General features: G+C 53.9%; 19 protein-coding genes. 9 read left to right on the top strand and 10 right to left on the bottom strand.

Annotated elements, in window-relative coordinates; genetic code table 11:
* Window positions 1-392 precede the first annotated feature (392 nt).
* Entirely contained in the window at window positions 393-869 is a 477-nt protein-coding gene (locus JRF57_05985; protein MBW2303248.1) for a hypothetical protein, read from the top strand.
* 65 nt (window positions 870-934) lie between these two features.
* Here the strand turns inward: JRF57_05985 and JRF57_05990 are convergent, their stop codons facing one another.
* Together JRF57_05990 and JRF57_05995 are read right to left on the bottom strand one after the other, a co-directional pair.
* Window positions 935-1681 carry a hypothetical protein gene (locus JRF57_05990; GenBank protein ID MBW2303249.1) on the bottom strand — a complete coding sequence of 249 codons (747 nt, stop codon included), beginning with the start codon at window positions 1679-1681 and terminating at the stop codon, window positions 935-937.
* A complete protein-coding gene (locus JRF57_05995; protein MBW2303250.1) occupies window positions 1671-2246 on the bottom strand; it encodes a PilZ domain-containing protein in 576 nt (191 codons plus the stop codon). Before JRF57_05995 ends, JRF57_05990 begins: the two co-directional genes overlap by 11 nt.
* Before the next feature lie 366 nt (window positions 2247-2612).
* Between JRF57_05995 and JRF57_06000 the strand changes: the two genes are divergently transcribed.
* Entirely contained in the window at window positions 2613-3767 is a 1155-nt protein-coding gene (locus tag JRF57_06000; GenBank protein ID MBW2303251.1) for a cyclic nucleotide-binding domain-containing protein, read from the top strand.
* 85 nt (window positions 3768-3852) lie between these two features.
* Here the strand turns inward: JRF57_06000 and JRF57_06005 are convergent, their stop codons facing one another.
* The 4 genes from JRF57_06005 to JRF57_06020 form a co-directional block, all read right to left on the bottom strand.
* Window positions 3853-5061: a CoA transferase gene (locus JRF57_06005; GenBank protein ID MBW2303252.1), complete on the bottom strand. Its 1209-nt coding sequence runs from the start codon at window positions 5059-5061 to the stop codon at window positions 3853-3855.
* An 80-nt stretch (window positions 5062-5141) separates the two neighbouring features.
* Entirely contained in the window at window positions 5142-6734 is a 1593-nt protein-coding gene (locus JRF57_06010; protein MBW2303253.1) for a hypothetical protein, read from the bottom strand.
* Between the two features lie 313 nt (window positions 6735-7047).
* Window positions 7048-7905, bottom strand: coding sequence for a phosphoribosylformylglycinamidine synthase subunit PurQ (locus tag JRF57_06015; GenBank protein ID MBW2303254.1), 858 nt, complete (start codon window positions 7903-7905; stop codon window positions 7048-7050).
* The gene (locus JRF57_06020; GenBank protein MBW2303255.1) at window positions 7902-10895 is read right to left on the bottom strand and encodes a phosphoribosylformylglycinamidine synthase subunit PurS; all 2994 of its coding nucleotides are present in this window, start codon (window positions 10893-10895) and stop codon (window positions 7902-7904) included. The genes JRF57_06015 and JRF57_06020 overlap by 4 nt, the downstream gene beginning before the upstream one ends.
* 208 nt (window positions 10896-11103) lie before the next feature.
* On the opposite strand from JRF57_06020, the gene JRF57_06025 reads away from it, so the two are divergent.
* The 5 genes from JRF57_06025 to JRF57_06045 all read left to right on the top strand — a co-directional run bounded on the left by JRF57_06025 (window position 11104) and on the right by JRF57_06045 (window position 17588).
* On the top strand, window positions 11104-12915 hold the full coding sequence (locus JRF57_06025) for an AAA family ATPase (protein ID MBW2303256.1): 1812 nt from the start codon (window positions 11104-11106) through the stop codon (window positions 12913-12915).
* Between the two features lie 177 nt (window positions 12916-13092).
* Window positions 13093-14286 carry a 12,18-didecarboxysiroheme deacetylase gene (gene ahbC, locus JRF57_06030; protein ID MBW2303257.1) on the top strand — a complete coding sequence of 398 codons (1194 nt, stop codon included), beginning with the start codon at window positions 13093-13095 and terminating at the stop codon, window positions 14284-14286.
* Window positions 14283-15257 (top strand): porphobilinogen synthase, encoded by a 975-nt coding sequence (gene hemB / locus JRF57_06035; protein MBW2303258.1) that lies wholly within the window; start codon window positions 14283-14285, stop codon window positions 15255-15257. The genes ahbC and hemB overlap by 4 nt, the downstream gene beginning before the upstream one ends.
* A 495-nt stretch (window positions 15258-15752) precedes the next feature.
* Window positions 15753-16856 (top strand): heme b synthase, encoded by a 1104-nt coding sequence (gene ahbD / locus JRF57_06040; protein ID MBW2303259.1) that lies wholly within the window; start codon window positions 15753-15755, stop codon window positions 16854-16856.
* Between the two features lie 285 nt (window positions 16857-17141).
* On the top strand, window positions 17142-17588 hold the full coding sequence (locus tag JRF57_06045) for an AsnC family transcriptional regulator (GenBank protein ID MBW2303260.1): 447 nt from the start codon (window positions 17142-17144) through the stop codon (window positions 17586-17588).
* Between the two features lie 57 nt (window positions 17589-17645).
* On the opposite strand, the gene JRF57_06050 is transcribed toward JRF57_06045, so the two are convergent.
* Window positions 17646-17939 (bottom strand): hypothetical protein, encoded by a 294-nt coding sequence (locus tag JRF57_06050; GenBank protein MBW2303261.1) that lies wholly within the window; start codon window positions 17937-17939, stop codon window positions 17646-17648.
* 354 nt (window positions 17940-18293) lie between these two features.
* Here JRF57_06050 and JRF57_06055 point away from each other — a divergent pair, with 354 nt between their 5' ends.
* Together JRF57_06055 and ilvN are read left to right on the top strand one after the other, a co-directional pair.
* Window positions 18294-21425 (top strand): PAS domain S-box protein, encoded by a 3132-nt coding sequence (locus JRF57_06055; protein MBW2303262.1) that lies wholly within the window; start codon window positions 18294-18296, stop codon window positions 21423-21425.
* A gap of 49 nt (window positions 21426-21474) precedes the next feature.
* Entirely contained in the window at window positions 21475-21963 is a 489-nt protein-coding gene (gene ilvN, locus JRF57_06060; protein MBW2303263.1) for an acetolactate synthase small subunit, read from the top strand.
* Between the two features lie 44 nt (window positions 21964-22007).
* On the opposite strand, the gene radC is transcribed toward ilvN, so the two are convergent.
* From radC to JRF57_06075, 3 genes are all read right to left on the bottom strand, one after another.
* Window positions 22008-22760 (bottom strand): DNA repair protein RadC, encoded by a 753-nt coding sequence (gene radC, locus JRF57_06065; protein ID MBW2303264.1) that lies wholly within the window; start codon window positions 22758-22760, stop codon window positions 22008-22010.
* A gap of 2 nt (window positions 22761-22762) precedes the next feature.
* A complete protein-coding gene (locus tag JRF57_06070; protein ID MBW2303265.1) occupies window positions 22763-24376 on the bottom strand; it encodes a hypothetical protein in 1614 nt (537 codons plus the stop codon).
* A 130-nt stretch (window positions 24377-24506) separates the two neighbouring features.
* On the bottom strand, window positions 24507-24746 hold the full coding sequence (locus JRF57_06075; GenBank protein ID MBW2303266.1) for a hypothetical protein: 240 nt from the start codon (window positions 24744-24746) through the stop codon (window positions 24507-24509).
* Between the last annotated feature and the right edge of the window lie 171 nt (window positions 24747-24917).

Here is a 24917-nt window from a genome sequence, read left to right on the forward strand (position 1 = left end):
AGCCCCCCCTCAGTCTCTTTTTTCCCTGAAACCCTGAATATTTTTCCGGGAGGCATGGAAACATGAGCATGCTCCGTAACTATATCCAACCTTCGAACATCAAGGTGGAAGTTTTCGGTTTTTCCATCGCATCTATTTGATTTTTAATGGTTTTTTGTTTTCATTGGGATCGTTGGTCGTAAAAATTTTATGGGGACGGATGCAGTTGGAAAAAGTGGCAACTATTTTGCAATATACCGATGGTAAAAATAGGGGATTCCCCCTCCCAAGTAATGTGCTGGCAGTCCTGGGGGCGCTAAAACCGGAGATTTTTCTCTGTAACGGTTGGCACAAACGAAATACAGATCAGCGGGGTATGTGCTGAAAATGTTTCCCTCTGGAAGGAGAGAGTCATGAAAATTCAGGAAAACAAGGGCCTTTTGATTCAACAGGATGGTCGAAACGTCTCCCGGAAGCATGGAAAAGAAGGCGATTTCCGCAGGATTATGGACGAGATGATGGGCCCGATGGAAAAGGAAGCCGGGCAGGTCGTTCCCGGAAACCTGGATCCTGCTATCAACGGTGTTCAAATTCTCCAGGGGGCCGAAAAGGTGAACATGGGCTCAGTGCGACCGGAGGGTCAGGTGTTGGTGGATGAACTCAAGAGAACCCTGGATCTTATCGATTTTTACGCGCTCAAGCTTGCGGATGTTTCCATTCCGGTTGAGGGCATGGGCCCCCTGGTTGATCACCTGGAGGAGAGGCTCGAGGGCCTGAAGCGTCTGGAAAACGATCCCGGGCTTCCCAAACCATTGCAGAGCATCGTATCAGAGGTGGTCTTGACCATGGGAACGGAGATCGCCAAATTCAGGAGGGGCGATTATCAATAATTTGGGAAAGTTCAGGCACTGAACCTACGGGAAAAACCCGGAGAAAAAAATAGCCGGCAAAACCGTTAAGGGCTGGTTTTTTGCGGAAAAGGCAGGATTGCACGGATCTTCCCGCCACTCTCATTCTCCAGGCATTCCAAGGTGCACCCGAAACGCTTCAGAAGGAGTGAGGCCAGGTTCAATCCAAGATCCTCAGCCTCGATTCGAAGATTACCGCCAGGTGCCCCTCCAATCTCCAGGGCCTCTTTCAACCGTGAGGACGGGCTTACGCCCTCAATAATAAAATCAAGTACAATTTCTTTGTCCTGCTGTTCCCCTTCGATGATCAGCCCGGATCCCTTCCCTCTTTCCAGTTCTTCTGCCAGTCCCTGAAGGAGCCATTCCAGGGCCAGCAGCACCTCTGGCGAGAGTCCATCGGTGGAGGCGTTGTTTTTCAGTCGGATTTCTTTTCGAACATTATGCTTGAAGTAGAGGTTGGCCCTGAGAAAGGAGAGGGTTTCCTCGAAGAAGCCCCGGAGACTGCGCGATTCATGTAATACCTCGTCTCTTCCACCCTTGGCGGAAGCGGTTCGTACGAGGTGGTTGACAGCATCGAATTCTCCCTCCATTCGTTTGAGTCGGGTGGAGAAGTCCTCGGTCAGGCTGTCCTCAGGGGCCCTCTTCTGCCGGAGCTTATAGGTCATCATTTCCATGTCGATACCGATATTCTGCAAGGGGCCGTTCAGATTGTGGATCAACCCGTTCATCAATTTTCCCAGTGCGGCCAACCGATACAGATAAACCAAGGTTTCCAGTGGGATTTCAATGACCAATAATTTCCTCCTTTTTCGTTTTTTGCATGCGGATTTCCCGCCTGTGTTTCTTGAAAACGACATTGATGATCGCGTCCCTTCCCGTTTCGTCGATTTCGACGATCCGAGCGGCTGCTATCAGTCCATCCGGACATTTTTCTATTCGAAGGATTTCCGCGATGAGCTCAACAAGGTACTGGAATATGCCGGGGATGAGCAGGTGTACCCTGATGAAGGTTCCAGGGCTCAATTCTTCTTTCAGGACGAGCTTGAGGCCTGATCCGCTCAGTTCGATGACTTTGTCCCGGCGAAAAAGGGATTCCGATGGTGAGGTGAGCATCTGCTCGATTATGAAATCCAGCTTGTTGTTGATCATTTGAAGGGATCTGTACAGGTTTTCCTCTCTGGATCCAGGCTGGGTCTGTTGGAGAATATCCTCGATGGGGCTGGTGATTTCGGTTTGTGTGAGAAGGCTCTGGCCCTTTCCGCTTTTGAGGATCTCCAGTTCCTGTTCCGTCAATCTTTTCCACCTGGCGTGAAGGGTGATATTCACCCTGAAGTCCTTGCGCCTGTTTTCTGAAACCATGGGGAACCTCATTTAAATTTTCGGTTAGAAAAACACATATCTTTTTTGTTTGCAACAAAAATGCCACAGAGACCGAAAACCCGCCTTTCCTGTCCTCGGGCATGGACTTCACAACGAGTGTTTTTATCCTCCGGAGAGAAACATTGAAAGGCCTGTTCTCCACATGTATATTCGGGGCAGGAGGGGAAATTCAGTGAAAGAGGAAATTTCAAGAAGCGCCCTCTTTGGCCGATAAATGAAGGTAGAGAACACTTAGAACACTTGGCCTTATTTATGGATGGACACCGAGGGAGATGGGATGACTCTTGATAAGGATCGCCTCAGGTGTATCAAAAAAGGACCGGACGGAAGAATCGGGGGATGGATATGACAGAAAGACCGGCCTTTGCCGGTGATATAGGTTTTATCACCCTCGCCGATATCTTCCAGATCCTGGGAGGTAACAACAGCACGGGGGTATTGTACCTGAAGAGTCCCCATACAGAGGGACCGGGTGTGATCTATTTTTCCGAAGGCAAACCCATCAATGCCGCGGTCGGGTCCCTTTACGGCAAGGAGGCCATCTATGCCCTTTTCGGTTGGAGGGAAGGCAGCTTCGAGTTCCGCCTTGAACCGGTTCATGCCGGCAGGGTGGTGGAAGAAAGCTCCATGCAGATAATACTGGATGCCTTGAGAATGTTGGACGACGGTCAAATCCCCCGGGTCGGCGGTGGCGAGGGAAGGCCGGCGGGAGGAGGGTCGCCGATCCTGAAAGGCCGAGTTGTAGATTACATGTATGTGATCGACGAAGAGGTCATCCCGGATGGAGAAACCGTGGTCAGGGAGGGAGCACACGGGAAGTGGATCTGGGTGATCCTGGAGGGTTCTGTTAAAGTGAGCAGGGAGACGGGCCTGGGAACCTTGACTGTTGCAAGGCTCGGTCAGGGAAGTTTTATCGGCACCATCGGCTCTTTCCTTTTCAGTGACATACCCCGAAGTGCCACTGTCATTGCCCAGGGAGATGTGCGCCTCGGACTCCTGGACAGTCAGCGGCTTCACGAGGAGTATTCGAGGCTATCCCCGGATCTCCGGACCCTCCTGATCAGTGCGGCGCGACGCCTTCAGAGGATCACAGACCGTGCGGTGGCGCTTCATTCGAAGAGGGGGAAGGATGAAACGCTGCCACAGGCCCGAATGGTCGTCCAAAAAGGGACCCGGCTGGAGGAGGCCTTTTTCATTTCGAGGGGAAAGGCCCTGCTCCTGGGGGAAGGTCCGGGAGGGGCCGTTCCCCTTCTCACCCTGGATCGAGATGATGTTTTCGGGTTCCTGCCCTTCCTTGACCTCGGCCATGAACCCCTGTATGCATCAGTGCTTGGGTCCGGGGATCTGGAGACCAGGCAGGTGGATATCTTTTCCCTGAAGAGGGAATACGACGATATTCCCGGGACCCTTAAACATCTCATCGAACAATCCTGCCATTCAGTGGCCATGACCACGCGGCTGGTGTATCAACTGATGGAGGGAAAAGAAATACAGGAATAGAGGTGCAGAGGCCTTGAGCCTCCGACACCTCCACGCCGGTTACAGGTTCCAAAGAGTTCGAAGTCTTTTCCCCGGTGAATCTCTGTTATCCCAGGACGCTTTCCAGATATTCCGATATCTCTTCTTTCGAGTATCCCAGTTCTTCCAGGATTTCACCCGTATGTTCGCCCAGGGCGGGCGCAGGTCTGCGGAAGCGGGCCGGCGTATCGCTGAAATCCCACGGCCATCCCACCATATTTGTGGGTCCTTCTTTGGGGTGGTCCACCTTCACGAAATAATTGTTGGCCCAGGCCTGGGGATCACGGGTTACTTCAAGGGGATCCTGGATGGGCGTGAAGATGCATCCTTCCCTTTCCAGAATCTTCATCCATTCCTCTCTCGTTTTGGTCCGGAAACGCTCGTCGAACACAGCGACCAGTTCTGCGGCATGTTCCCCCCTGGCTTCGATACTGTTGAAGCGAGGATCCTTCTCCAGTTCCTCCACGCCCAGGGCCCGGATCACCTTAGGCCAGTAACGGTCGGGATCCAAGTGGGCGATGACGGTCCACTTGTCGTCCTTGCAGCAGTAGTGATTGTAAAGGGGATTTCCGGCCCGGGCCCGGACCTCCCGGGGAAAGGGTTGACCGAGGATTGCCGGGGCGGCCATAATAAAGCCGAGAAAAGAGATCACCCCGCCCATCAGTGAAGTGTCCACAACTTGTCCCCTGCCCGTTTTCTCGCGGGCATACAGGGCAGCTGTTACGCCCCAGGCACACATCAAGGCACCTGCTTCGTCGCCTATTCCGGGAAGGATCTGGGTGGGCGGAGAGCCCTTTTCTCCGCAGGAGAGCATAAGCCCGCTACGGGCAATGCCGGTATAATCAAAGGAGAAGTCATGGGCGTCGGGCCCCTTGCGGCCCCATCCCGAGGCGTGAGCATATATCAGCCTGGGATTCCTCTTCAGAAGCTCTTCAGGTCCGATTCCCAGGCGGGCGGGGGCATCGATACTCATGTTGTTCAGGAAGACGTCGGCCGTGTCGATCAATTTGAGAAAGATCTCCATTCCTTTTTCCGACTTAAGATCAAGCACGATACTTCGCTTGTTCCGATTGCAATGTTCAAAGTAGTAGTTGCGACCCTTAAGACCCGCCATGGCGCCGATGATCTTCATGAAACCCCTACCGGGATCACCGGCCCTGCTCTCTACTTTGATGACGTCCGCTCCGAGGTCCCCCAATCGCATGCCTGCGACGGGTCCCTGCTGGAACATGGTGATTTCCACAACCCGGACTCCGCTCAACGGTCCTTCGTTCATTATTCTTTTCCCCTCCTTTTGTCGGTATTTTTGGTATGTCACCCTCCGTTTATGAACGGAGAACTCTCCCTTCGGAATTTTTAAGCGATCCATATGGATTCCAGACACGGGCCCGAGGCGTCCACGCCGATCCTGGGTATGTTCTTCTCAAGGTCCCATGACACGAACCAGCTTATGAATTCAGGGTCCACCAAGAGGCTTTTGTCCAGTTCCTCCACCAACAACTCCCGCGCCCGTTGAAGGGTTCGGAGAATCAAGCGGTCCAGGTGAAGTTCCCGATTCCATCGCGCCAGGGTGCTGTTGGCCCGGAGTTGATCCAGGGCCTCCTCCCAGTGGATGCCGGAAATCTTGCGCCTCAAAACATAGGCGTTTCCCCTGTCTGCAAGGACCACCAGCGGTGGATTGCATCTCAGGACGGCCCCCAGGGCCTTTATGGCCGGTAATCCTGGGGTGAGCCTTTCCATCCAGGTCCTCTTTTGCCGGATCTTGGGGATTTGGCGTGCCTGGAGGCGTTCAAAGATGTAAGGTCCTCCTTCATGATCCCATTCCTTCAGCCGCGTGGGGTCGAATCCCAGGTCAAGCAGGTGGTCCAGGGTGAATGTAAGGGGCATCCGCAGGTCCCGCACTCTAAGCCAGGCCTTGAGGGTAGGGCGCTGATATTCGGGGAGGGCTTCGATAAAACGGGCAGGCTGATCCATGAGGGGGCCGGGAAGGCATCCGGGAATGGGCTCATACTCCTCGACCGCCACGGAATTTCCTGAAAGACCTTCAGGTGCGTAAGAGAGTAAAGGGAGGGAGGAAACCGCGGGAGAGGGGACGACCCGGTCCAGGGATTCACCGCCGGTGTATCCGATGAGGTCCCCCATCCTCCTCCTGAAAGCGATCAGCTTGGTGACGAATCGGGTGAACATGAATCGCATTAGGGGTGTGAAACGACCTTCTTCGAGTTCCCGCTCGAAGTAGGTCTCAAGGGCCCGACGGATCTCCTTGAACTCCTCAATGGCCCTGCTCACCATCATTTCGTTGTCCCGCATATCAATGAATGCCCGTTTACGTCTGATGTGGTGGAGAAGCCTGTATAAGGGATGTCGAAGATCCTTTTTCAGCAACGGCCGTGGGATGTAGACCATGTAATGTTCTCCATCTCCCGCAGAGGCATCCCCGATGACGGATTCGATCGGTTCCCAGGCATGCTTCAGGTAGATTCCCCAGGTGGGATCCTCAGGGGGAATGATATTATCCAGTAGTCCCACCGTGGACTTCTCGTCGAGAAACTCCCTGAAGGTGTCAAGAATCCGGTGCCCGAGTCCCTGTTTCCTGAAAAGGGGGTCGATTTCCACGTAGACCAGGTAATAGCAGGGGAGCGGTTTCTTCAGGTAGATCATGTTCAGATACCCGAGGGATTCCCCGGATTCAGTCCGGAGTTCCAGGATGTGAAATCCGTTCGTTGTCTCCTCGGGGGCCAGGCGATCGATTCGACTGCCTGCGATCGTGCGATTGATGATTTCCCAGAGGTTGCTGAACAAATCAGAGACTGCCGGGCAGTCCCGGGCCCCTGATTGTACTCCCTCGTCGATCAAGGATATCAGGCGCAGGCGTTCTATCAGGCCCAATGGTTTTCTTTCATTCCGTGTACCGGGTGCCTCGCTTTGCTGTTTTTGCACGATCATCACGGCGTTATCTCCTTCAGGGTTTTTTGGGAATAAAAAAAGCGGAGCGTGTGCTCCGCTTTTTTTATGAATGAATGTAGGTATGGGCACACGCTAGGCCATGCAGTACCTCCTGCTAAAGTAAAAGCTAAAAAAACTGTTAAAAGCGCGTGCCAATGGAGAACTCCTAAAGATTTTCGAGTATCATGGCCTTTGGAAAATTTTTTGTCAACCCCTTTTTCTCCATTCTCTCAACCTTGATTCGGCAAGTTCAGCAATCGCCTCATCAGGGTTCAAATCCCACTGAATACGGCCCTGGATGAAGAAATTTCTCAGATCAGTCTGCAAGTCGTCCGCTTTCAATGGCCTCCTTGATATATGCCACCGCGTTTCGAAAGATCCGGACGCCGTCGCCCTCGCGGGATTCAGGTTCTTTCCCGAGCCTTCTGAGTTCTTCCTTTTTCCGGGGCCAGTCGGGATGATTGGCCCAATGGTTGAAGGCCTCCGGGTGGGGCATGAGACCGAAGATGCGTCCCGTCGGATCGCAGATGCCCGCGATGTCCATGAGGGAACCGTTTGGATTGTAAGGCCAGCGCCCCCCGGCCGGATCTCCCCTTTCATCCGCATATTGGATGGCCACCTGCTTGTTGTCGAAAAGCCTCTGGATGTCCCGGGGCTCGGCGAAGAACTTCCCCTCCCCGTGCCGGACAGGAAGCTCTATGTGCGTGATCCCCCTCGTGAAGACACAAGGAGATTCAGGATGGACCTTCAGGCGTACCCAGGTGTCGATGAAGTTGCCGGAATCGTTATAGGTGATGGCTGCACGCCTCTCCCAGAAGTTTCCATTGAAAGCAGGTAGGAGCCCGGATTTGACAAGGGCCTGGAAGCCGTTGCAGATACCGATGATGAGCTTTCCCTTGCGGACAAAGCGCTCAAGTTTCTCGCCCAGGTGGGTGCGCAGCTTGGAAGCAAGGATCACGCCGGCCCCGTGGTCGTCCCCCCAGCTGAAACCGCCTCCTAGGGCAAGGATGTGAAAATCATCGAGATCCATGGGAGCCCCGCCTCGTGATCCGTCGATGAGGTCGTTGATATGGATCCGTCGGGATTCGGCCCCGGCCAGTTTCAGGGCATGATCCGTTTCGTAGTCGCAGTTCAGGCCGTAACCCGTGGGAACAAGGGCTCTAACCGTCGTCATATCAGTCCTCCAAAGGGAGCCTTCCAGCTTTGTTTCAAGGCGGAGATGTTTTCCTCCAGGATAATCCGGCCATCCGGGTCCCGAACTTTCAGCTGGGGCGTTTCAGTGACGTTCCCTATGCAGGCTGCAGGGAGACCCCTGAAGAGTTCCTCGAAGGCCTCCCGGTGGGCGGGATTCAGGGTCACCAGGAACCGGCCGGCGGATTCCGAGTAGAGCAATTGCGAAGGAGCAAGGGCCTGGGGCGAGGGGATTTTCCCCAGGTCGATATCCAGCCCCAACTCTCCCCCCATGGCCATGAGGGCCAGGTGGACCGCGAGACCTCCACGGGCAACGGCATGGGCCGAGGCCAGGAGACCTGATCTGATGGCCTTGTACAGGGCCCGGTAAAGAGGGACCACCTTCTCGACATCGACACGGGGGCAATGGAGGCCGATTTCTCCCATCATCCGGTAGTACTCGCTCCCTCCGAGTTCGTTTCCGGTCTCCCCCAGGACATACACCAGGTCACCGGGGAATTTGGCCTCCATGGTGATACAACACTCGATGTCATCCACCAGGCTTGAGGCGGTGAAAAGGAGGGCGGGTTTCCCGGACACCTTCCTTCGTTCTCCAAAGGGCCCCTCGAGATGGCCGTCGATATACATGCTGTCCTTTCCGGATAAGAGAGGGATTTCAAAGGCGAGGCAGGTGTCTCTCAGGGCCCAGTTTGCTCGAACAAGCTGGGCCGCCTTATACTTTCCATCCGGGTTCTGTTCCGGATGGTAGAGAATCGTGGGCCAGCAGAAGTTGTCCACCCCGCCGATGTGATCCGGATCTCCGCCCACGGCCAGGACCCTTCTGACCGCCTCATCGATGGTGACGGCGGTCATGTGGTAGGTGTCGATCTCGCCGTAAAAGGGATTAAGGACCTGGGTGACGGCGACTCCCCTTTGGCTGTGTAAAAGGGGTCGCATGACCACGGCATCGTTCGGTACATCCCGGGACCTGCCCACAAGGGGTTTGAGAATGCTTCCCCCCTGGACTTCATGGTCGTATTGACGGGCGATCCAGTTCCGGGAACAGATATTGGGCCGGGCCAGCATCGCTCTTAGAAGGGGGCCGTGGTGCCGGGGTTCGCTCAGCACGGGCTCCCTGAGGCCTCTCATTTCGGGTGGGATCCATTCCGCCTCGAAGGTCCATTGTGGAAAATCCGATTCCAGGAAGTCCATCCGGATATAGGCACAAGTCTTACCATTGTAATCCAGCCGGAGGTATCCCGAATCGTTGTATTCGCCGATGACGGTGCTCTCCACGGCGTGTTTGGCTGAGAGTTCCATGAAGCGATCCAGGTGCTCGGGCTTGACGGCCACGGTCATTCTTTCCTGGGACTCGGAGACCCATATCTCCCACTGGTCCAGCCCGTCGTATTTCAGGGGCACCTTGTCGAGGTCCACGCGGCATCCATTGCTGAATCGCGCCGATTCTCCAATGGAAGAAGACAGGCCGCCCCCGCCGTTATCGGTGATGAAGGCGATGAGTCCCTCGTCTCGGGCTTCAAGGAGGAAGTCGTGCATTTTTTTCTGGGTGTAGGGATCCCCGATCTGGACGTGGCCGGCGGGGGTATGGGCTCCGAAAGTTTCCGAGGCGGCCGTAACACCGTGGATGCCGTCTTTGCCCACCCGGCCGCCGCACATGATAATCAAGTCTCCCGGGTGGGTCTTCTTCCGGTGGGCGGGCTCGCCCTTGACGAGGGCGGGCATAATCCCCATGGCCGTTACGAAAACCAGGCATTTCCCGAGATAGCTTTCATCGAAGAGAAGTATTCCGTATGGCGTTGGGACCCCGCTCTTGTTCCCTCCGTCTCTGACCCCCTCGATGACGCCGTCCAGGAGGCGCCGGGGGTGAAGGTGGGGCCTTAGTTCCCCATCGTAGTCACGGGGACCTACGCAGTACCCGTACATCCCGAGGAAAAGCCGGGATCCTTTCCCGGTGCCCAGGGGATCGCGATAGATCCCGACGATACCCGTGATAGCCCCCCCGTATGCCTCCATATTGGAAGGGCTGTTGTGGGTTTCCCCCGTGATGGTATAGAGGTGCTCCTCATCGAATCGGGCCACTCCCGCATTGTCCCAGAGTACGGAGACCACCCAGTCCTTTTTTTCCTTAACTGCAAGGGTCGGGGCTTCTATGCAGGTCTTGAAGAGGTTGTCGACGACCTGCTCTTCGCCGGTCGCGAGGTCCCGGTATTTGAAGAGCCCCTTGAAGGTATTGTGGTTGCAATGATCGGAGCGGGCCTGGGAGATGTATTCCAATTCGACGTCTGTCGGTAGATCCAGACCGAAGGCCCTTCGGTCGGCCAGGATGTCTTCCCGCAGGAAATACCTTCGAATGATGGGAATGTCGCTTTCCTGCAAGGCAAGGTTTCGTTCCCTCGAAATCCGCTTCAGTTCTTCATCGCTTCCTATGGCTATAGTAGAGACCCGGGGTTCATGATTGAGGATTACCTTGGGCAGGATAAACCCGATCCCCTTCTCCGGATTCCAATCCCCCCGGGAATAGATCCGCCACTGTTGAATGATGTCGTTGGCCAGGATTTCCCGCGCAATGGTTTCGACCTCGTCGACCGTGAGGTTCCCTCTGATTTCATAAAGCTTGGAGGTATAGACCGCTTCATGGTCATTGAAGCGGATATTCAAGAGGTCCTCCATGGCCTCCCTGGCCGTGCTCCCCGCCGTATCCCGCACGCCGGGCCGGAATCCGACCCAGATGGCCCAGTCGAAGTCCTTGGCCAAAGGGGCAAAGGAGGATTCCTCTGTCACAGGATCGGTGAAGAGGGAAGTCCTGAGGGTCTCCAACTGATCCGTTGAAAGGTCGGCATCTATAGTCAGAACCCGGATGACCCGAACGTCCTCGAGAGCGAAGCCGAAATAATCTCCAGCCTTCCGAAGGACCGTCCTCCCCTCGGCATCCATTAAGTTGTCCTTAAGTCTTATCTCGAGCCTGGAAGTCACTGATTACTCCCTGATTTTTCAATGAGTTATCAAAATCTGCGCCCACTCTAATGCAATTGGACACCGGAGTCAACAGTGAAGCTACACCCAAATCGGCTTGAAATCCGCGATCCCAGTGAATATATTGGTTCCAAAGCATGAAGTACCGAAGAGAAGATCCCGGGTGGACCTGGGTTGCGGCTGGCCGGGAATCGAAGAGGGGTAACCGATGGAAAATGATTACAGGGGAGACAAGGAAGGTAGCGAAAAGCTTCCGAATCAGAAGGAGCTTGAGAAGGAACTGAGCGAGTACCTTTCCAAGAAATATGGGAACCGCATCAAGATTATTTCGCCTTTCCTTCTCCCAAAATCCCAGGAACAGGCCGTTGATGAAGGCCGGGGTGGAGAGGATAAAGGAAAGGGTATCCGCTTTAATATGCTCCCCGAGGAACTGGAGAAGCATCTGGACAGCTTCGTCGTGAAGCAGGACCGGGCCAAGGCGATCCTCGCCACCAAGGTCTGCACCCATTTCAACCGGATCAAATACCTGAAGGAGCATGCCGGCAGGAAAAGCACTGTGGGCGTGGGCATGATCAAGAACAACGTCCTTATGATCGGACCCACCGGCGTAGGGAAGACTTACATGATCAAGCTGATAGCCCAGAAGCTCGGTGTGCCCTTCGTAAAAGGGGATGCCACCAAGTTCAGCGAGACCGGTTACGTGGGGGGGGATGTTGAGGATCTTGTGAGGGACCTGGTTTACGAGGCCAACGATGACATAGAGCTTGCGGAAAACGGGATCATTTACATCGACGAGATCGACAAGATCGCTTCTTCCCGTAATATTATCGGGCACGATGTGTCCCGGACCGGTGTTCAAAGGGCCTTGCTCAAACCCATGGAGGAAACCGATGTGGACCTGAAGGTCCCCCATGATGCCGTGTCCCAGATCCAGGCCATTGAGCATTACAGGCGCACGGGCAAGAAAGAAAAAAGGGTGGTCAACACCAAGAATATCCTTTTCATTATGAGCGGGGCCTTTGGGGAACTGGGGGAGATCATCAAGAAAAGACTTCAGAAACAGGGAATCGGATTCGAGGCCGACGTGCGCTCACCCGAGGTGTCCTGGGAAATCCTGAAGGAGGTGACGGCCCAGGATCTTATCGAATTCGGCTTTGAGTCGGAATTCGTGGGGCGGCTCCCGGTGGTCGTGGTGTTTGATGAGCTGACCCGTGAAGACATGGTGGAGATCCTCAAGAATCCCAACAACCCCATCGTATTGAGCAAGAGGCAGGATTTCAAGGCCTACGGTATCGATATCAAGTTCGAGGAAGAGGCCCTGGAAAAGATCGCCGAACTTGCCGTCAAAGAGAAGACCGGCGCACGGGGACTTGTGAGCGCAATCGAGAAGGTCCTCATTCCCTTTGAAAAGACCCTTCCATCCACCCCTATCAAGCAGCTCTTGGTGACACCCGAAATGGTGGATGATCCGGAAGGAGAGCTGAAAACCCTTCTTGAAAACCCCGATGACCCCGAACGGATCGCCCGGTTCGAGAGGGGGGCTGCAAAAGAACTGGAAAACATCGCTTCATTCATCGGGGAGCGGGCAGGGGATCTTTTCCGGAAATCCGGCCTTGAAATATACGACCGGAGGATCCAGCTGATCGCTGAAATCTATTTGAAAAAGACCTGTGACGTTAATACCGCGTACCAGGACTTCGTGGAAATGTATGCCGAGATAAAGGAAGAGGAGGCCTCCCTGCCCGAGAGGATCGAGGTAAATGTCTCATTCGATGATACCGCCATCGACGAACTGATCCGGCAGGCCATCGATTCGAACACACGGGCGGGGACTCTGACTTTTCAATTGGCTAAGAAACTGGAGTACGGCCTGAAACTCGTCAAGGACCGTTCAGGAATAGAGACCTTCAGGATAACGGGCGAGGCCGTTACAAACATGGAAAAGTATATAAATGATCTAGTAAAGACTTATTATCGAAGGGAATACGAGACGATTGAATCTATAAATCGGGAGGATTGATCCGGCCCAAGCACTTGTGCTTGGAAGGAATATCGGGTTCCGCCTGCGCTTCGGCCGGGCCAAGGCCCGCGAGACGGGCATTAAGAAGCGGTCTATGTTTATGTTTTCAACTGAGAAGCCCTTCCTTTCCTGTCCCCTTCCAGTCTGAAACCCTTTCAAGAGGTCCGAAGAGAAACCATGATCGGCATATCCAAGCTTTACTGTGGAACCGTGGAGCCCTCTGACACTCTGCGGTATGGGAGGCGGTCCCAGGACCTCCCTTCTCACTTGCTTCAATTCTCAGAAGACAAGAAACCCGTGGTGGTGTGGAATTGTACCCGTTCCTGCAACCTCAAGTGTATCCACTGTTATGCCCATGCTGTGGAGCGACCCAGGGAGAAGGAACTTACCACCGAGCAGGCCCTTGCTCTTCTCGATGATCTTGCGGATTTCGGGGCGCCCGTGATCCTTTTCTCAGGGGGAGAACCACTCATGCGCCCCGACCTGGTTCCATTGGCCCGCCACGCCGTCAAGCGGGGCATGAGGGCGGTGATCTCCACAAACGGCACCCTAATCACCCGAGAGAAGGCACAGGAGTTGAAGGATATAGGGCTTTCTTACGTTGGTGTCAGCATCGACGGACTCGAAGAGATCAACGATCGCTTCAGGGGACGGCGGGGGGCTTTCAAGGCCGCCATGGAGGGAATCCGGCATTGCAAGGAAGCGGGTCTCAAGGTGGGACTCCGTTTTACTATCAACCGTATGAATAAGGACGAGGTCCCGCGGATTTTCGCTCTCCTTGAAGAACAGGGGATCCCGCGGGTCTGTTTTTACCATCTGGTCTATGCAGGCCGGGGGACGGCCCTGGTGGAACAGGACCTGAGCCACGAGGAGACCCGCCGCGTAGTGGATCTGATCCTGGACAGGACACGGGATCTCCACCAGAGGGGCCTTCCCAAGGAGGTCCTGACCGTGGACAATCATGCGGACGGGCCCTACCTTTACCTTCGGATGCTCCGGGAAAACAACCCCCGTGCGGAGAAGGTTTTGGAATTGCTGAAGATGAACGAGGGCAACAACTCGGGGCGGGGGATCGGGTGTATCAGCTGGGACGGTTCGGTCCATGCGGATCAATTCTGGCGACATTACAGTTTCGGGAATGTCTTGGAGAGGCCCTTCAGCGAAATCTGGACCGATCTTTCCGATCCCTTGATGAGAAAACTGAAGGAAAAGAAGAAATACGTGAAGGGGCGGTGTGCATCCTGCCGGTGGCTGGATATCTGCGGAGGAAATTTCAGGGTGAGGGCGGAGGCCGTGACAGGTGATGTGTGGGCACCGGATCCCGCATGCTACCTGAGGGATGAGGAAATAAAAGGGGAGGCGGAATTATGAACATTCGTCCGAGGCGATTGAGGAAGAGCCCGGCCCTGAGGGCCATGGTCAGGGAGACGTCCCTCTCGGTCAGGGATTTCATCTGCCCGCTTTTCGTTCAACACGGAAAGAACATCAAGGCCCCGATCCCTTCCATGCCCGGCCAGTATCGCTTTTCCGTGGATCGAATCATCGAGGAGGTCGAGGAGATCCGGTCCCTGGGGATTCCGGCCGTGCTGCTCTTCGGCCTTCCGGAGACAAAGGACCCGGAAGGGACCTGTTCCTACCAGGAAGACGGTGTCGTGCAGAGGGCCGTGCGGGCAATCAAAGAGAAGGTCCCGGACATGGTGGTCTTTACGGACGTGTGCCTTTGCGAGTACACGGATCATGGGCACTGCGGGATCATCAAGGAGGGCCGGGTGGACAATGACGCGACCCTTGAAGTTCTGGCGCGGCAGGCCGTAAGTCACGCCAGGGCAGGGGCGGATTTCGTCGCGCCGTCCGACATGATGGACGGCCGTGTGGCCGCCGTGCGCGCGGCCCTTGACGAGAACGGGTTGCAGGATACGGGCGTCATGTCCTATGCCGCAAAGTACGCCTCGGCATTCTATGGCCCCTTCAGGGAGGCCGCCGATTCGGCCCCGCAGTTCGGCGACCGCCGGGACTACCAGATGGACCCGGCCAACGGCAGGGAAGCCCTGAAGGAGATTTTCCTGGACATCGAGGAGGGGGCTGATATCGTAATGATCAAGCCCGCCCTTTCCTATCTTGATATCGTCCGGAGCGTACGGGAAGAATGCCTGCTTCCTCTCGCCGCTTACAACGTCAGCGGAGAATACTCCATGATCAAGGCGGCGGCGGAAAAAGGGTGGATCGACGGAGAAGGTGTCATGATGGAATCCTTGTTCTCTATCAAGAGGGCGGGGGCGGATCTCATTATCACTTACTTTGCCAAAGAGGCCGCAGAGGTCCTGCGCAGGAACCTTCTTTAGGGCATAGTAAAATAAGGATACCGACGGATCGATATAATTTCCTATCGGCTGAAGCCGATAGCTTGAGGGGCCAAGGGTTCAAGGGTTCGAGTGAAAATTATTTTAACCTAAATTATGCGTGAACGCCTGTCTAAGGAAGGGTAAAGGGATTTTCCCGAAGCGGCCTATTTTGGCTCTGGAGCAGCCTGCCTGCCGCAGGCAGGGAGAGCGAAAGAGCCAAAATAGGCAGTGAGCGGAGCCATGGACGGCGTAGTGAACGTAGCGGAGGGAACATACTTTTACCCTTCATCCATCGGGTGCTCTCAGAATGCTTTAACATATTGTAATAAAAATCAATTTCATTTTTCACGCATAATTTGGGTTTAATTCAAATCCTTTTTTCTCACTCGACCCCTGGACCCCTCGAATCCTTGAACCCTGATTGAAAAAACGATCGAACTGGAGTCTTCGCCTTAAGGCGCAAGTTTCTCTCATTCCACGAATGGGTTGATAAATATGGAAACACATAAGGGAACCGCCCCTTCACATTCCCACGGAGACGGGCCCAGGCTGGTGGCCTGGGAAGTGACCCGGACCTGTAACCTGAGCTGTGTTCATTGCCGGGCCTCGGCGGAAAGAGAACCTTATCCAGGTGAGCTTTCGACCGGAAAGTGCCTGGAGATTCTTGAGGAGATCCGAGCAACGGGAACCCCGATCGTGATCCTTACAGGGGGGGAACCCCTTCTCAGGAAAGATATTCTTGACCTGGCCCGTAAGGGTACGGCCCTGGGACTGCGGATGGTAATGGCTACCAACGGGACTCTGTTGAGCCCGGATCTCGTGGCCGAGATGAAGGCCTCGGGGATCAAGCGGGTAAGTATTTCCCTGGACGGGCCCAACGCCGCGGAACACGACCGATTCAGGCAGGTCCCCGGGGCCTTTGGGCGCACCCTCGAGGGCGTGAGATATTTGCGGGATGGGGATCTGGAATTCCAGATCAATACCACTGTAACCAGGCGGAACGTGAACCAGGTCCCGGAGATGCTGGACTTGGCCATAGCCCTTGGAGCCGTCGCCCACCATATCTTCCTTCTGGTCCCTACAGGGCGTGCCAGGGATATGGCGGAGCAGGAGATCGACGCCGAACAATACGAACGGCTGCTGCATTGGTTTTACGAAACGGGCCGGGAAGCACCGATTCATCTCAAGGCTACCTGTGCCCCCCATTATTACCGGATCCTACGGCAGGAGGCACGAAAAAGGGGCGAGAAGGTGAATTTCGAGACCTACGGGCTGGACGCCGTAACCCGCGGGTGCCTGGGAGGGACGGCCTTCTGCTTTATATCTCACGACGGGATCGTGCAGCCTTGCGGATACCTGGAGATCACTTGCGGAGACCTCAAGGAGGAAGGTTTCGATCAGGTATGGCGTGGATCGAAGATCTTCGGGAAACTGAGGGATTTTTCCCTCTACGGAGGAAAATGCGGCCGCTGTGAATATGTCAGGGTATGTGGGGGATGCCGCGCAAGGGCCTTCGAGGCCACCGGCGATTTCTTGGCGGAAGAACCCCTCTGCCTGTATCAACCGGGAAACAGGAGAGAGGGCGGTGAAACAGATTGAAGAACGCCCGGGGGCGCGCCGGAGCCCGGGAGTTTGATGAAGATGAAGATAAGGTGAGACCTTTGAAAAACGTTCAATTTTGTTCAAGGTCAAGCCTCCGGCCCGTAAGGCCTACGCCCCGGAGGGGAAGGCGAAAATTTTAACCACAGGAATACATTGAAGTATTTCGGATTAAAATTTGTCCGCGCTTTGCTTCGACTCCCCACCCAACGGGTGGGTCCCCGGTTTGAGCCTGACGCCGAGATTGGGCAAAAGGGAGCGTTTTTCAAAGGTCTCAAGGTAGCTATGGACGATAAAGACAGGGCCATTCTAAACGAAATCCAGACCCGGTTTCCCATTCGATCCAGGCCTTACCGTGAACTCGGGAAACGACTCGGCATGTCAGAAGAGGAGATCCTTGACCGTGTGAGGATCCTCAAGGAGGAAGGGATCATCCGGAGGATCGGAGGGAATTTCAATTCGCGTAAACTGAACTACTCAAGCACTCTTTGTGCGGCAAAGGTGCCCGAGGAGAGATTGGAAGCCTTCGTGGCCGCGGTGAACCGGCATCCCGGGGTGACACACAATTACCTGCGCAACCATTCTTACAACGTGTGGTTCACCTTCATCGCTCCGGACATGGAAACGATCGATCAGGCCCTGGAGGAGATTTCGGATGAGACGGGGGTCAAGGAAATCCTGAGCCTTCCCGCGGTTCGAACCTTCAAGATCAAGGTGAACTTCGAGGTATAAAGGGCAGTGGCCTTGGGGCAGGTATTCCCGTCCCAATCAGGCTCAGGAGAGAGAGGATTACTCGTCCTTTTGCTCTTCTTCGATTTCAGCGAGGATGCGTGCCAACTCCTCCTCGCTGATTTTGCCGGTCTCCAGGAGGAGTTCCCCGATTCCGTCCTCCCTCAGGTCGTCGACGGACAGGATGGCCTTGTTGCTCTTGGCATGTAGGCTTACAAAGGTGTAGTCGAAGGTTCGCCTGGATTTCTTGAGGAGCTTTACGTGGACTCCCATGAAAATTACATGGTAGCTTAAAAGGAAATAGATCACCCCTCCGATAACAGCCCAGATAAGGAATTTTTTTGTAAATCGCATAGCGAAACCCTCGGAAAATATCTCGGATTTCTGAGATCCTTTTATCTGTTTCGATTACCCGTTTTATACCCTTCCCATGATTTCATCTCTTCCAGACCCTGACTCAAGACCTGCCAAGGCCTCGGCGTATCAAAAAAAGCACGAAACTTGCAATACATAAGGAAACGGGTGAATCTCGAGATCTTTTTATCAACTGGACAAACGGCGGTCAATAGGGTGTCCCTCTGGCCTTGAAGAAGGCCTCAGCGAACGATGGTGAAATGGGTATTGTCTTATGGCCCTATTGTTTGATATGTTGAGCTAAGAGATTGATCTTCTTGCCGATTTCGGGAAACCTCGATCAAGGAGTTTTTCATGGGCATCGAACCCGGAGACAAGGTTTTGGAGTTAAGGCTTCGGGAGCTCGAAGAAGAGGTCAGCGCCCTGAGGCATGCGGAAAAGGCCCTGAGGGAGGAGCTTGAGCGGTACCGGAGATCCAGTGAAAGCCTCAACATGCTCCTGTTGGGCATGGAGGACCCCATCCTCGTCGCGGACCAAAGTGGTGGGGCGGTGCTGTTCAACAGGGCCTATTCCCGGTTGATCCGGGAGATGCTGGGGATCGAGATGCGGCCGGGACTCAGGCCCCATGAAGTCATGCCGGATAGAAGCTTTTGGGACCGTCTTGTCAGGCGGGTGCAAAAAGGTGAGAAATTTTCCGCGCAATACAGCCGCACTTTCGGAGACGGTGAACTCCGTCACTTCGAGATCCGATTTTATCCGCTTTTCGAGGGCCGAAGGTTCACGGGTTTCACGGAACATATACGGGACGTAACTGCGCGTAAGCGGGCGGAGGAAGCCTTCAACCGGGAGAAGGTCCTGCTGGAGGAACTTTCCCGCAGTTCCAGGGCCGCCATCGTGATGGGGGACAGCAAGTCAAGGGTGGTGCGGATCAATGAGTCCTTCACCAGGCTTTTCGGGTACACCAGTGAAGAAGCCCTGGGAAAACATGTCGATGACCTGATCACTCCCCCTGAATTCCGTGCAGATGCCGAGGACAAGTGCAAGATGGTATGGTCAGGGGAGATCAGCGAGTATGACGCCGTTCGGAGGCGAAAAGACGGTACCCTTGTGGACGTCTCGGTCATGGTCTCACCCATCTATATCGAGGGGAAACGGATCGGGGCCTATGCCCTTTACAGGGACATCACCGAAAAGATGCTTTCCCGTAAGGCCCTTGAGAAGGAAAAGGCCCTCCTCGGTCAATTGTTCGAGAGTTCCCAGATGGCCATTGTGATGGGTGGCGAAAAGGGGCGGATTCTTCGTATCAACAAGGCCTTTACCCGGATGTTCGGTTACACTCCGAAAGAGGCACTCGGCCGTCGCGTCAAAGACCTGATCATTCCCGAGGAATACCATGAAGAGGCGGAAAGGCATCGCAGGCGGGTATGTGACGGCGAAATCACGGAATATGAGGCGATTAGGAAGAGAAAGGACGGAAGCCGCCTGGATGTATCAATATTTATGTCTCCTATTTATATCAGGGGGGAACAGACAGGGGCATATATTCTATACCAGGATATCACCGACCGCAAAAGAACGGAAAGGGCCCTCCAGGAGAGTGAAAAGAAGTACCGCACCCTTTTCAACCAGATCGGGGACGCTGTTTTGATATTCGACCAGGACACCATGGAGATCCTGGATTGCAACCAGTCGGCCATCGACCGTTACGGGTATACCCGGGAGGAATGGCGCACCATGAAGCCCTATGATCTCCATCCCCCGGAGGATTTGGAGGAGGTGAAAAGGAATATCCAGAACACCACCTTCATGCCCCATTGGTACACTCACCTGACAAAGGATGGGAAGCGGATACCCGTCGAGATTTATTCCAATGTGATTACTCTGGATCAGCGCAGGATCTGTATCAGCATCATCCGGGACGTATCCGAACGAAAGGCGGTGGAAGATCAGCTCAGGAGGAGTGAAGAGAAGTTCCGGAGGCTGGCGGAAAATTCCCCCTTCGGCCTTTCCATCATGAATAGGAGAGGTGAATTCGAATATTTCAACCGAAGGTTCACGGAGATCCTGGGCTATACCCTGGCGGACATCCCGGACAAAAATACATGGTTTCGAAAGGCTTACCCGGACCCCGCATACAGGGAGAGGGTCATGGCCGCCTGGGAGAATGATATGGCGGGAGTCAAGGCAGGGATACCTGGTGAAAGGTCCTTTACGGTCAGGTGCAAAGACGGAAAAGAAAAAGTCATTCTTTTCAGGAACGTTGAGATGGCGGACGGGAAGCAGTACATGACCTACGAGGACGTCACCGAGAGGAAGAGACTGGAGATCCAGCTCAGGCAGGCCCAGAAGATGGAGGCCATTGGAACCTTGGCCGGAGGCATCGCACACGATTTCAACAATATTTTATCGGGTGTGATCGGTTACGCCGAGCTGGCCCTGGAGGAAGTAGAGAGGGGGACGACCCTTGAGAAGGACATAAGGCGAGTACTCGAAGCAGGCACCCGCGCTAAGGACCTGGTCAACCAGATCCTGGCCTTCAGCAGGCAGCGGGAGCAGGAACTAAGGCCGATGCAGATCGGACCCGTGATCAAGGAGGCGCTCAAGCTGCTCAGGGCCTCGATCCCATCCACCATCGACATCCGTCAGGACATTCGGGGGGATCCCCTGGTCATGGCGGATCCCACCCAGATTCACCAGATCCTCATGAACCTCTGCACCAACGCCTGCCATGCAATGGAAGAGGGGGGCGGGGTGCTGGAGGTGGGCCTCAAGCAAGTTTACTTGGACCGCAATTTCACGAGCCGCCATCCGGAAATTGCGCCGGGCTCCTACATGCAACTTACCGTGAAGGATACCGGCAGCGGCATTCCTCCTGAAATCATGGATCGCATATTCGACCCCTTTTTCACCACGAAAGGAGAAGCAAAGGGAACGGGGATGGGCCTTTCCGTGGTCCACGGCATTGTAAAGGCCCACGGTGGCACAATAACAGCTTACAGTGAACATGGAAGAGGGAGTACGTTCCATGTATTTCTACCGGTAGTCGATGAGTCCGGAACGATTGAAAGGGGCACCGATCAGCCTCTCCAGACCGGTACAGAGAGGATTCTTTTTGTGGACGACGAAGAGTTCCAGGTGGACCTCGGAAAACAGATGCTCGAACGGCTCGGTTATAAGGTCACCGTGCGGACGAGCAGTGTAGAGGCCTTGAAATTGTTTCGGAGCAATCCTTACGATTTCGACCTGGTCATCACCGATATGACCATGCCGGGTATGACCGGTGATGTCCTTGCAAGGGAACTCATAGCCGAACGTCCCGATATCCCGGTGATCCTCTGCACGGGATTCAGTACGCAGATCACTGAAGAAAAGGCCCTGGAAATGGGGATCCGGGCCTTTGTCATGAAACCCATCATTATGAGTGAAATCAGTCATACGATCCGCAGGGTGCTGGAGAAGGATTCCGGGTCCGGTTTTTCCGATTGATTTCCTTAAACTTCTGCAGGCGGTGTAAACGATAGGGCTTGAAAAAATCATGAATGAAGAAAGACATGTGATTACCATGTTGGTCGAAAACGAACCCGGAGTTACGGCCCGGGTATCCGGGCTTTTCGCGGGACGGGGATATAACATTGAAACGATCTGCGGCGCACCCACCGCTAACCCGGCAATGTCCCGCATTACGATCACTACGAAAGCGGATCCTGAGCAACTTGAACAAATATTAAAGTACTTGAGACGGATCATCAATGTGATCAAGGTCAGGGATATGACCGGGGAGAAGGCGATCAAGCGGGAAATGGCCTTGATCTGCGTAAAGGCGAAACAAAAGGACAGAGAAGAGATATATCGGCTGGTGAACACCTTCAACGGGAGGATTATCGATACGGGACTCACCCACTATATCATCGAGGTGACAGGGGGAAAGGATAAGATCGATGCCTTTTTGCGGCTCCTGGAGCCCATGGGGATCAAGAAACTGGCAAGATCAGGAATCCTGGCCCTTTACCGGGAGCCGGATTGAAGTTCCTGCATGCACCGGCCCTGACAAGCTGCCCTTCACTCCTTCTATCTCTCCATTTCCCTTGAGACCAGGGGTTGCAGGTTCACCCTGTATTCCTCCAGGTATTTCCGGATCCATCCTTCGTCTGCAAAGCTGTAATAGGTGTTATGCCCGATGATGACGTGGTCAAGGACTTGAATCATCAGGAGGTGGGCTGCCCAGACAAGGTTCCTCGTAAGGAGCCGATCCTCGGTGGAAGGAGTAGGGTCTCCCGAGGGGTGGTTGTGCACGAATACAAGGGCCGCCGCCCTGTTTTCCAGGGCAAGGGTCATCACCTCCCCGGGATATACGGCGCTTCCTGTAAGCCCGCCCAGGAAGACGTCCTGGTCATGGATCAATTCGTTTTTCCTGTTAAGAAAGAGGACCTTGAACACCTCCCTTTTAAGATCCCTCATGGAATGGAACAAATAGTCGAAGACGGCCCTGGAAGATCCCAGGAAGGTCCGCCCCGCAAGCCTGTCCCTGAGGTACCTCCCGGCCACCTGATGAACCAGGCTCAAGTAAAGGGCGTTTTTGGGGCCAAGACCTGGAATCTGCATGAGTTTTTCAATCGGGGCTGAAAGAACTCCAGACAGGCTGCCGAATCTCTTCAGGGCTTCCCTGGCCTGAAGCTTGACATCCTTGCGGGGAGTGCCGAGGGTCAGGAGAAACTCGATAACCTCTTCGTCGGAGAACCGCTCCAGGCCTCCTTCCATGAATTTTTCCCGCAGCCTTTTGCGGTGCCCCGCTCCCCTTTTCGGTTGTTCTTTGTTTTTCATCTTCAGTCCTGCTTTTTCCTTCGGGATAAAGTCCATCGGAAGGTTTTTCTCTCCGAGCAGTTATCATACCAGTAGCACTCATTTCCCATGGTATTTTTCGTTGCCGTACCGCTCCCCCCGAAAAAGCTGATACCGTCTCCCATGCTGACAATCAGATCAGGGTATATGTTTCCGGCGATTGTTCGCCTGGGTTTTCCTACGGGACCTATGGGAAATTCCTCGTTTTTCTTCGAGTGTTTGATTTCCGCCTCTCTTTTCACAGGGGAATCCGGTGACCACTGTTTTGAATTCATTTTATCCTGGATCATGAACTCGAACCCGATATTTGCCCCCGGGAAAAAAATTCGTTTCGCCTTCCTGGTTTTCCTGTCGAGGGCGAGGATGACGGTGTGTACCATCATTGGAGACGTGAAGCGCTTATTTTCAGCATATCCGCTGATTACCTGGTGCGTTTCAAATCCGTGTCCCTTTGATGCACCCATTTCGTATCTTGTATCCCTGAAAACGGCATTGAAGGAGGTGAGATACCTTTTTTTCGGCCTGTAATATTCCCAGATTTCATTGAAAGGGAACATTTCCACAAAATTGGTCATCTCAAGGCTCATGACCACCGTAGCCATAATCCTTTTCTCATAAGTTCGGTATTCTTTGTAACTATCCCAACTGGTGCTCTCGTGGGATTCATCTTTGTTTAGCACAAGGGTGCCGGTAATTGTCAGGGTGGCGTCGAAGCAGCCTGAATTGGGGATAATCCTCGTGAATCGCTTTTTGCCGACCGTTTCAGGCCCGTCATGGTAATCGCATACTCCAGCGACTTCCAGCGTGTCCTCGGTGGCCTCTTCGCATTGAGGGGGCCTGTATAATACCTCATCGCGTATCTTCCCGCCGGTAGTGTTAAAAACCCGCCATCCGTCTATCAATTCTCCGCTTTTGAGGTCTCCTTTCTCGACCCGGAGGGCGACCCTTACATTATCGGGCATTGTTTCATTGAATTGGTTCTTGATGGCGGAGATTTTCAGCTTGTAAAGGGGAGGAAATCTTGAATGGTCGTCCACTTCCAGAGACAGGCCGGACGGTGTTTCTTTCATCCTGATTGTTGTCCCGACATCCCCCTTGTCGAAATGAATTCTGGAAGATGAAATGGTTGAAGGAGGGACACTTCCTATAATTAATCCATCATTCGGAAGGTAACTGATTCCATCAACCTCAATCTCTGCGTCTTCATCGTAAAAATAACTTCCTTCCTCTTCAGAGGGCTCGGGAACCCAATCGATCAGGTCACTTCCGGTATCGTAAACCTCGCCGTTTTTAAGGGAAATCAGTTTATGCTCGATATACACCTGGGCAATGGTAGGGACAAACTCAGCCTTATCGAAAATGGTTTTGACGTCAAACCATTGAAGATTACCATTTGGTGTGGTTATGGGTTCTTCCAGTTTGATCCTTTCGTGAACCACATGACGAACGACCGCCTTTTCGCCGTTGGTGGAGTTTTTGATCGTTGCTGTAGACCTGATCTCGTATTTTGCCTTTCCCGTCTTTTTTCCGTGCCGGGTGGTGTGCCCGTCAGGGTGTTCAATGATGGTATAAAAGTCCGCACAGGGGTTTTTATTCACAAATTCTATCCATGCCGTCAAACTTCGTTCGACCTGGGCGGTAAAATGTGAGCCACCCTGTTGGGCCTGGTCCCAACCTATCCATTCTTCAAAATTGGGGATATCTCCCTCCATGCGAAATTTCTTTATTTCAACGAGCGGGTTTTCGCATTCCTCGCAGCTGCCCTGAGATAGAGCGGTATTTGCTGAAGAAAAGAAAAGGACCAGCGTCAATAAAGCCCATGATGCAATAACCGATGTTTTTGCCATATTTTTGGGCGTAGAGGGTGTCATCATGCAAGGTGTCTCCTCTCTGGTTGATCATTTCAGGACTGACAGGCTGAAATCTTTCAAAAAAAATAATCCTGCAGTTTGCTGCAGGAAAAACCATAATAGCATATCGTTGGTGTCCGAAAAAGAATTTGTCCCTTCAAACAAGGGCTCCGAAGAAAATCCGTAGCCCTGCTTTATCCGCCTTCGCAGAAGACCACGGGCTTTCCCGTGGGGCTCCATATACGGGCACAAGTTGGAAAACCGAAAAGCTTATCAGAATTATGGAAAT

The organism is Deltaproteobacteria bacterium, assembly GCA_019310525.1.
Lineage (GTDB): Bacteria > Desulfobacterota > DSM-4660 > Desulfatiglandales > HGW-15 > JAFDEE01.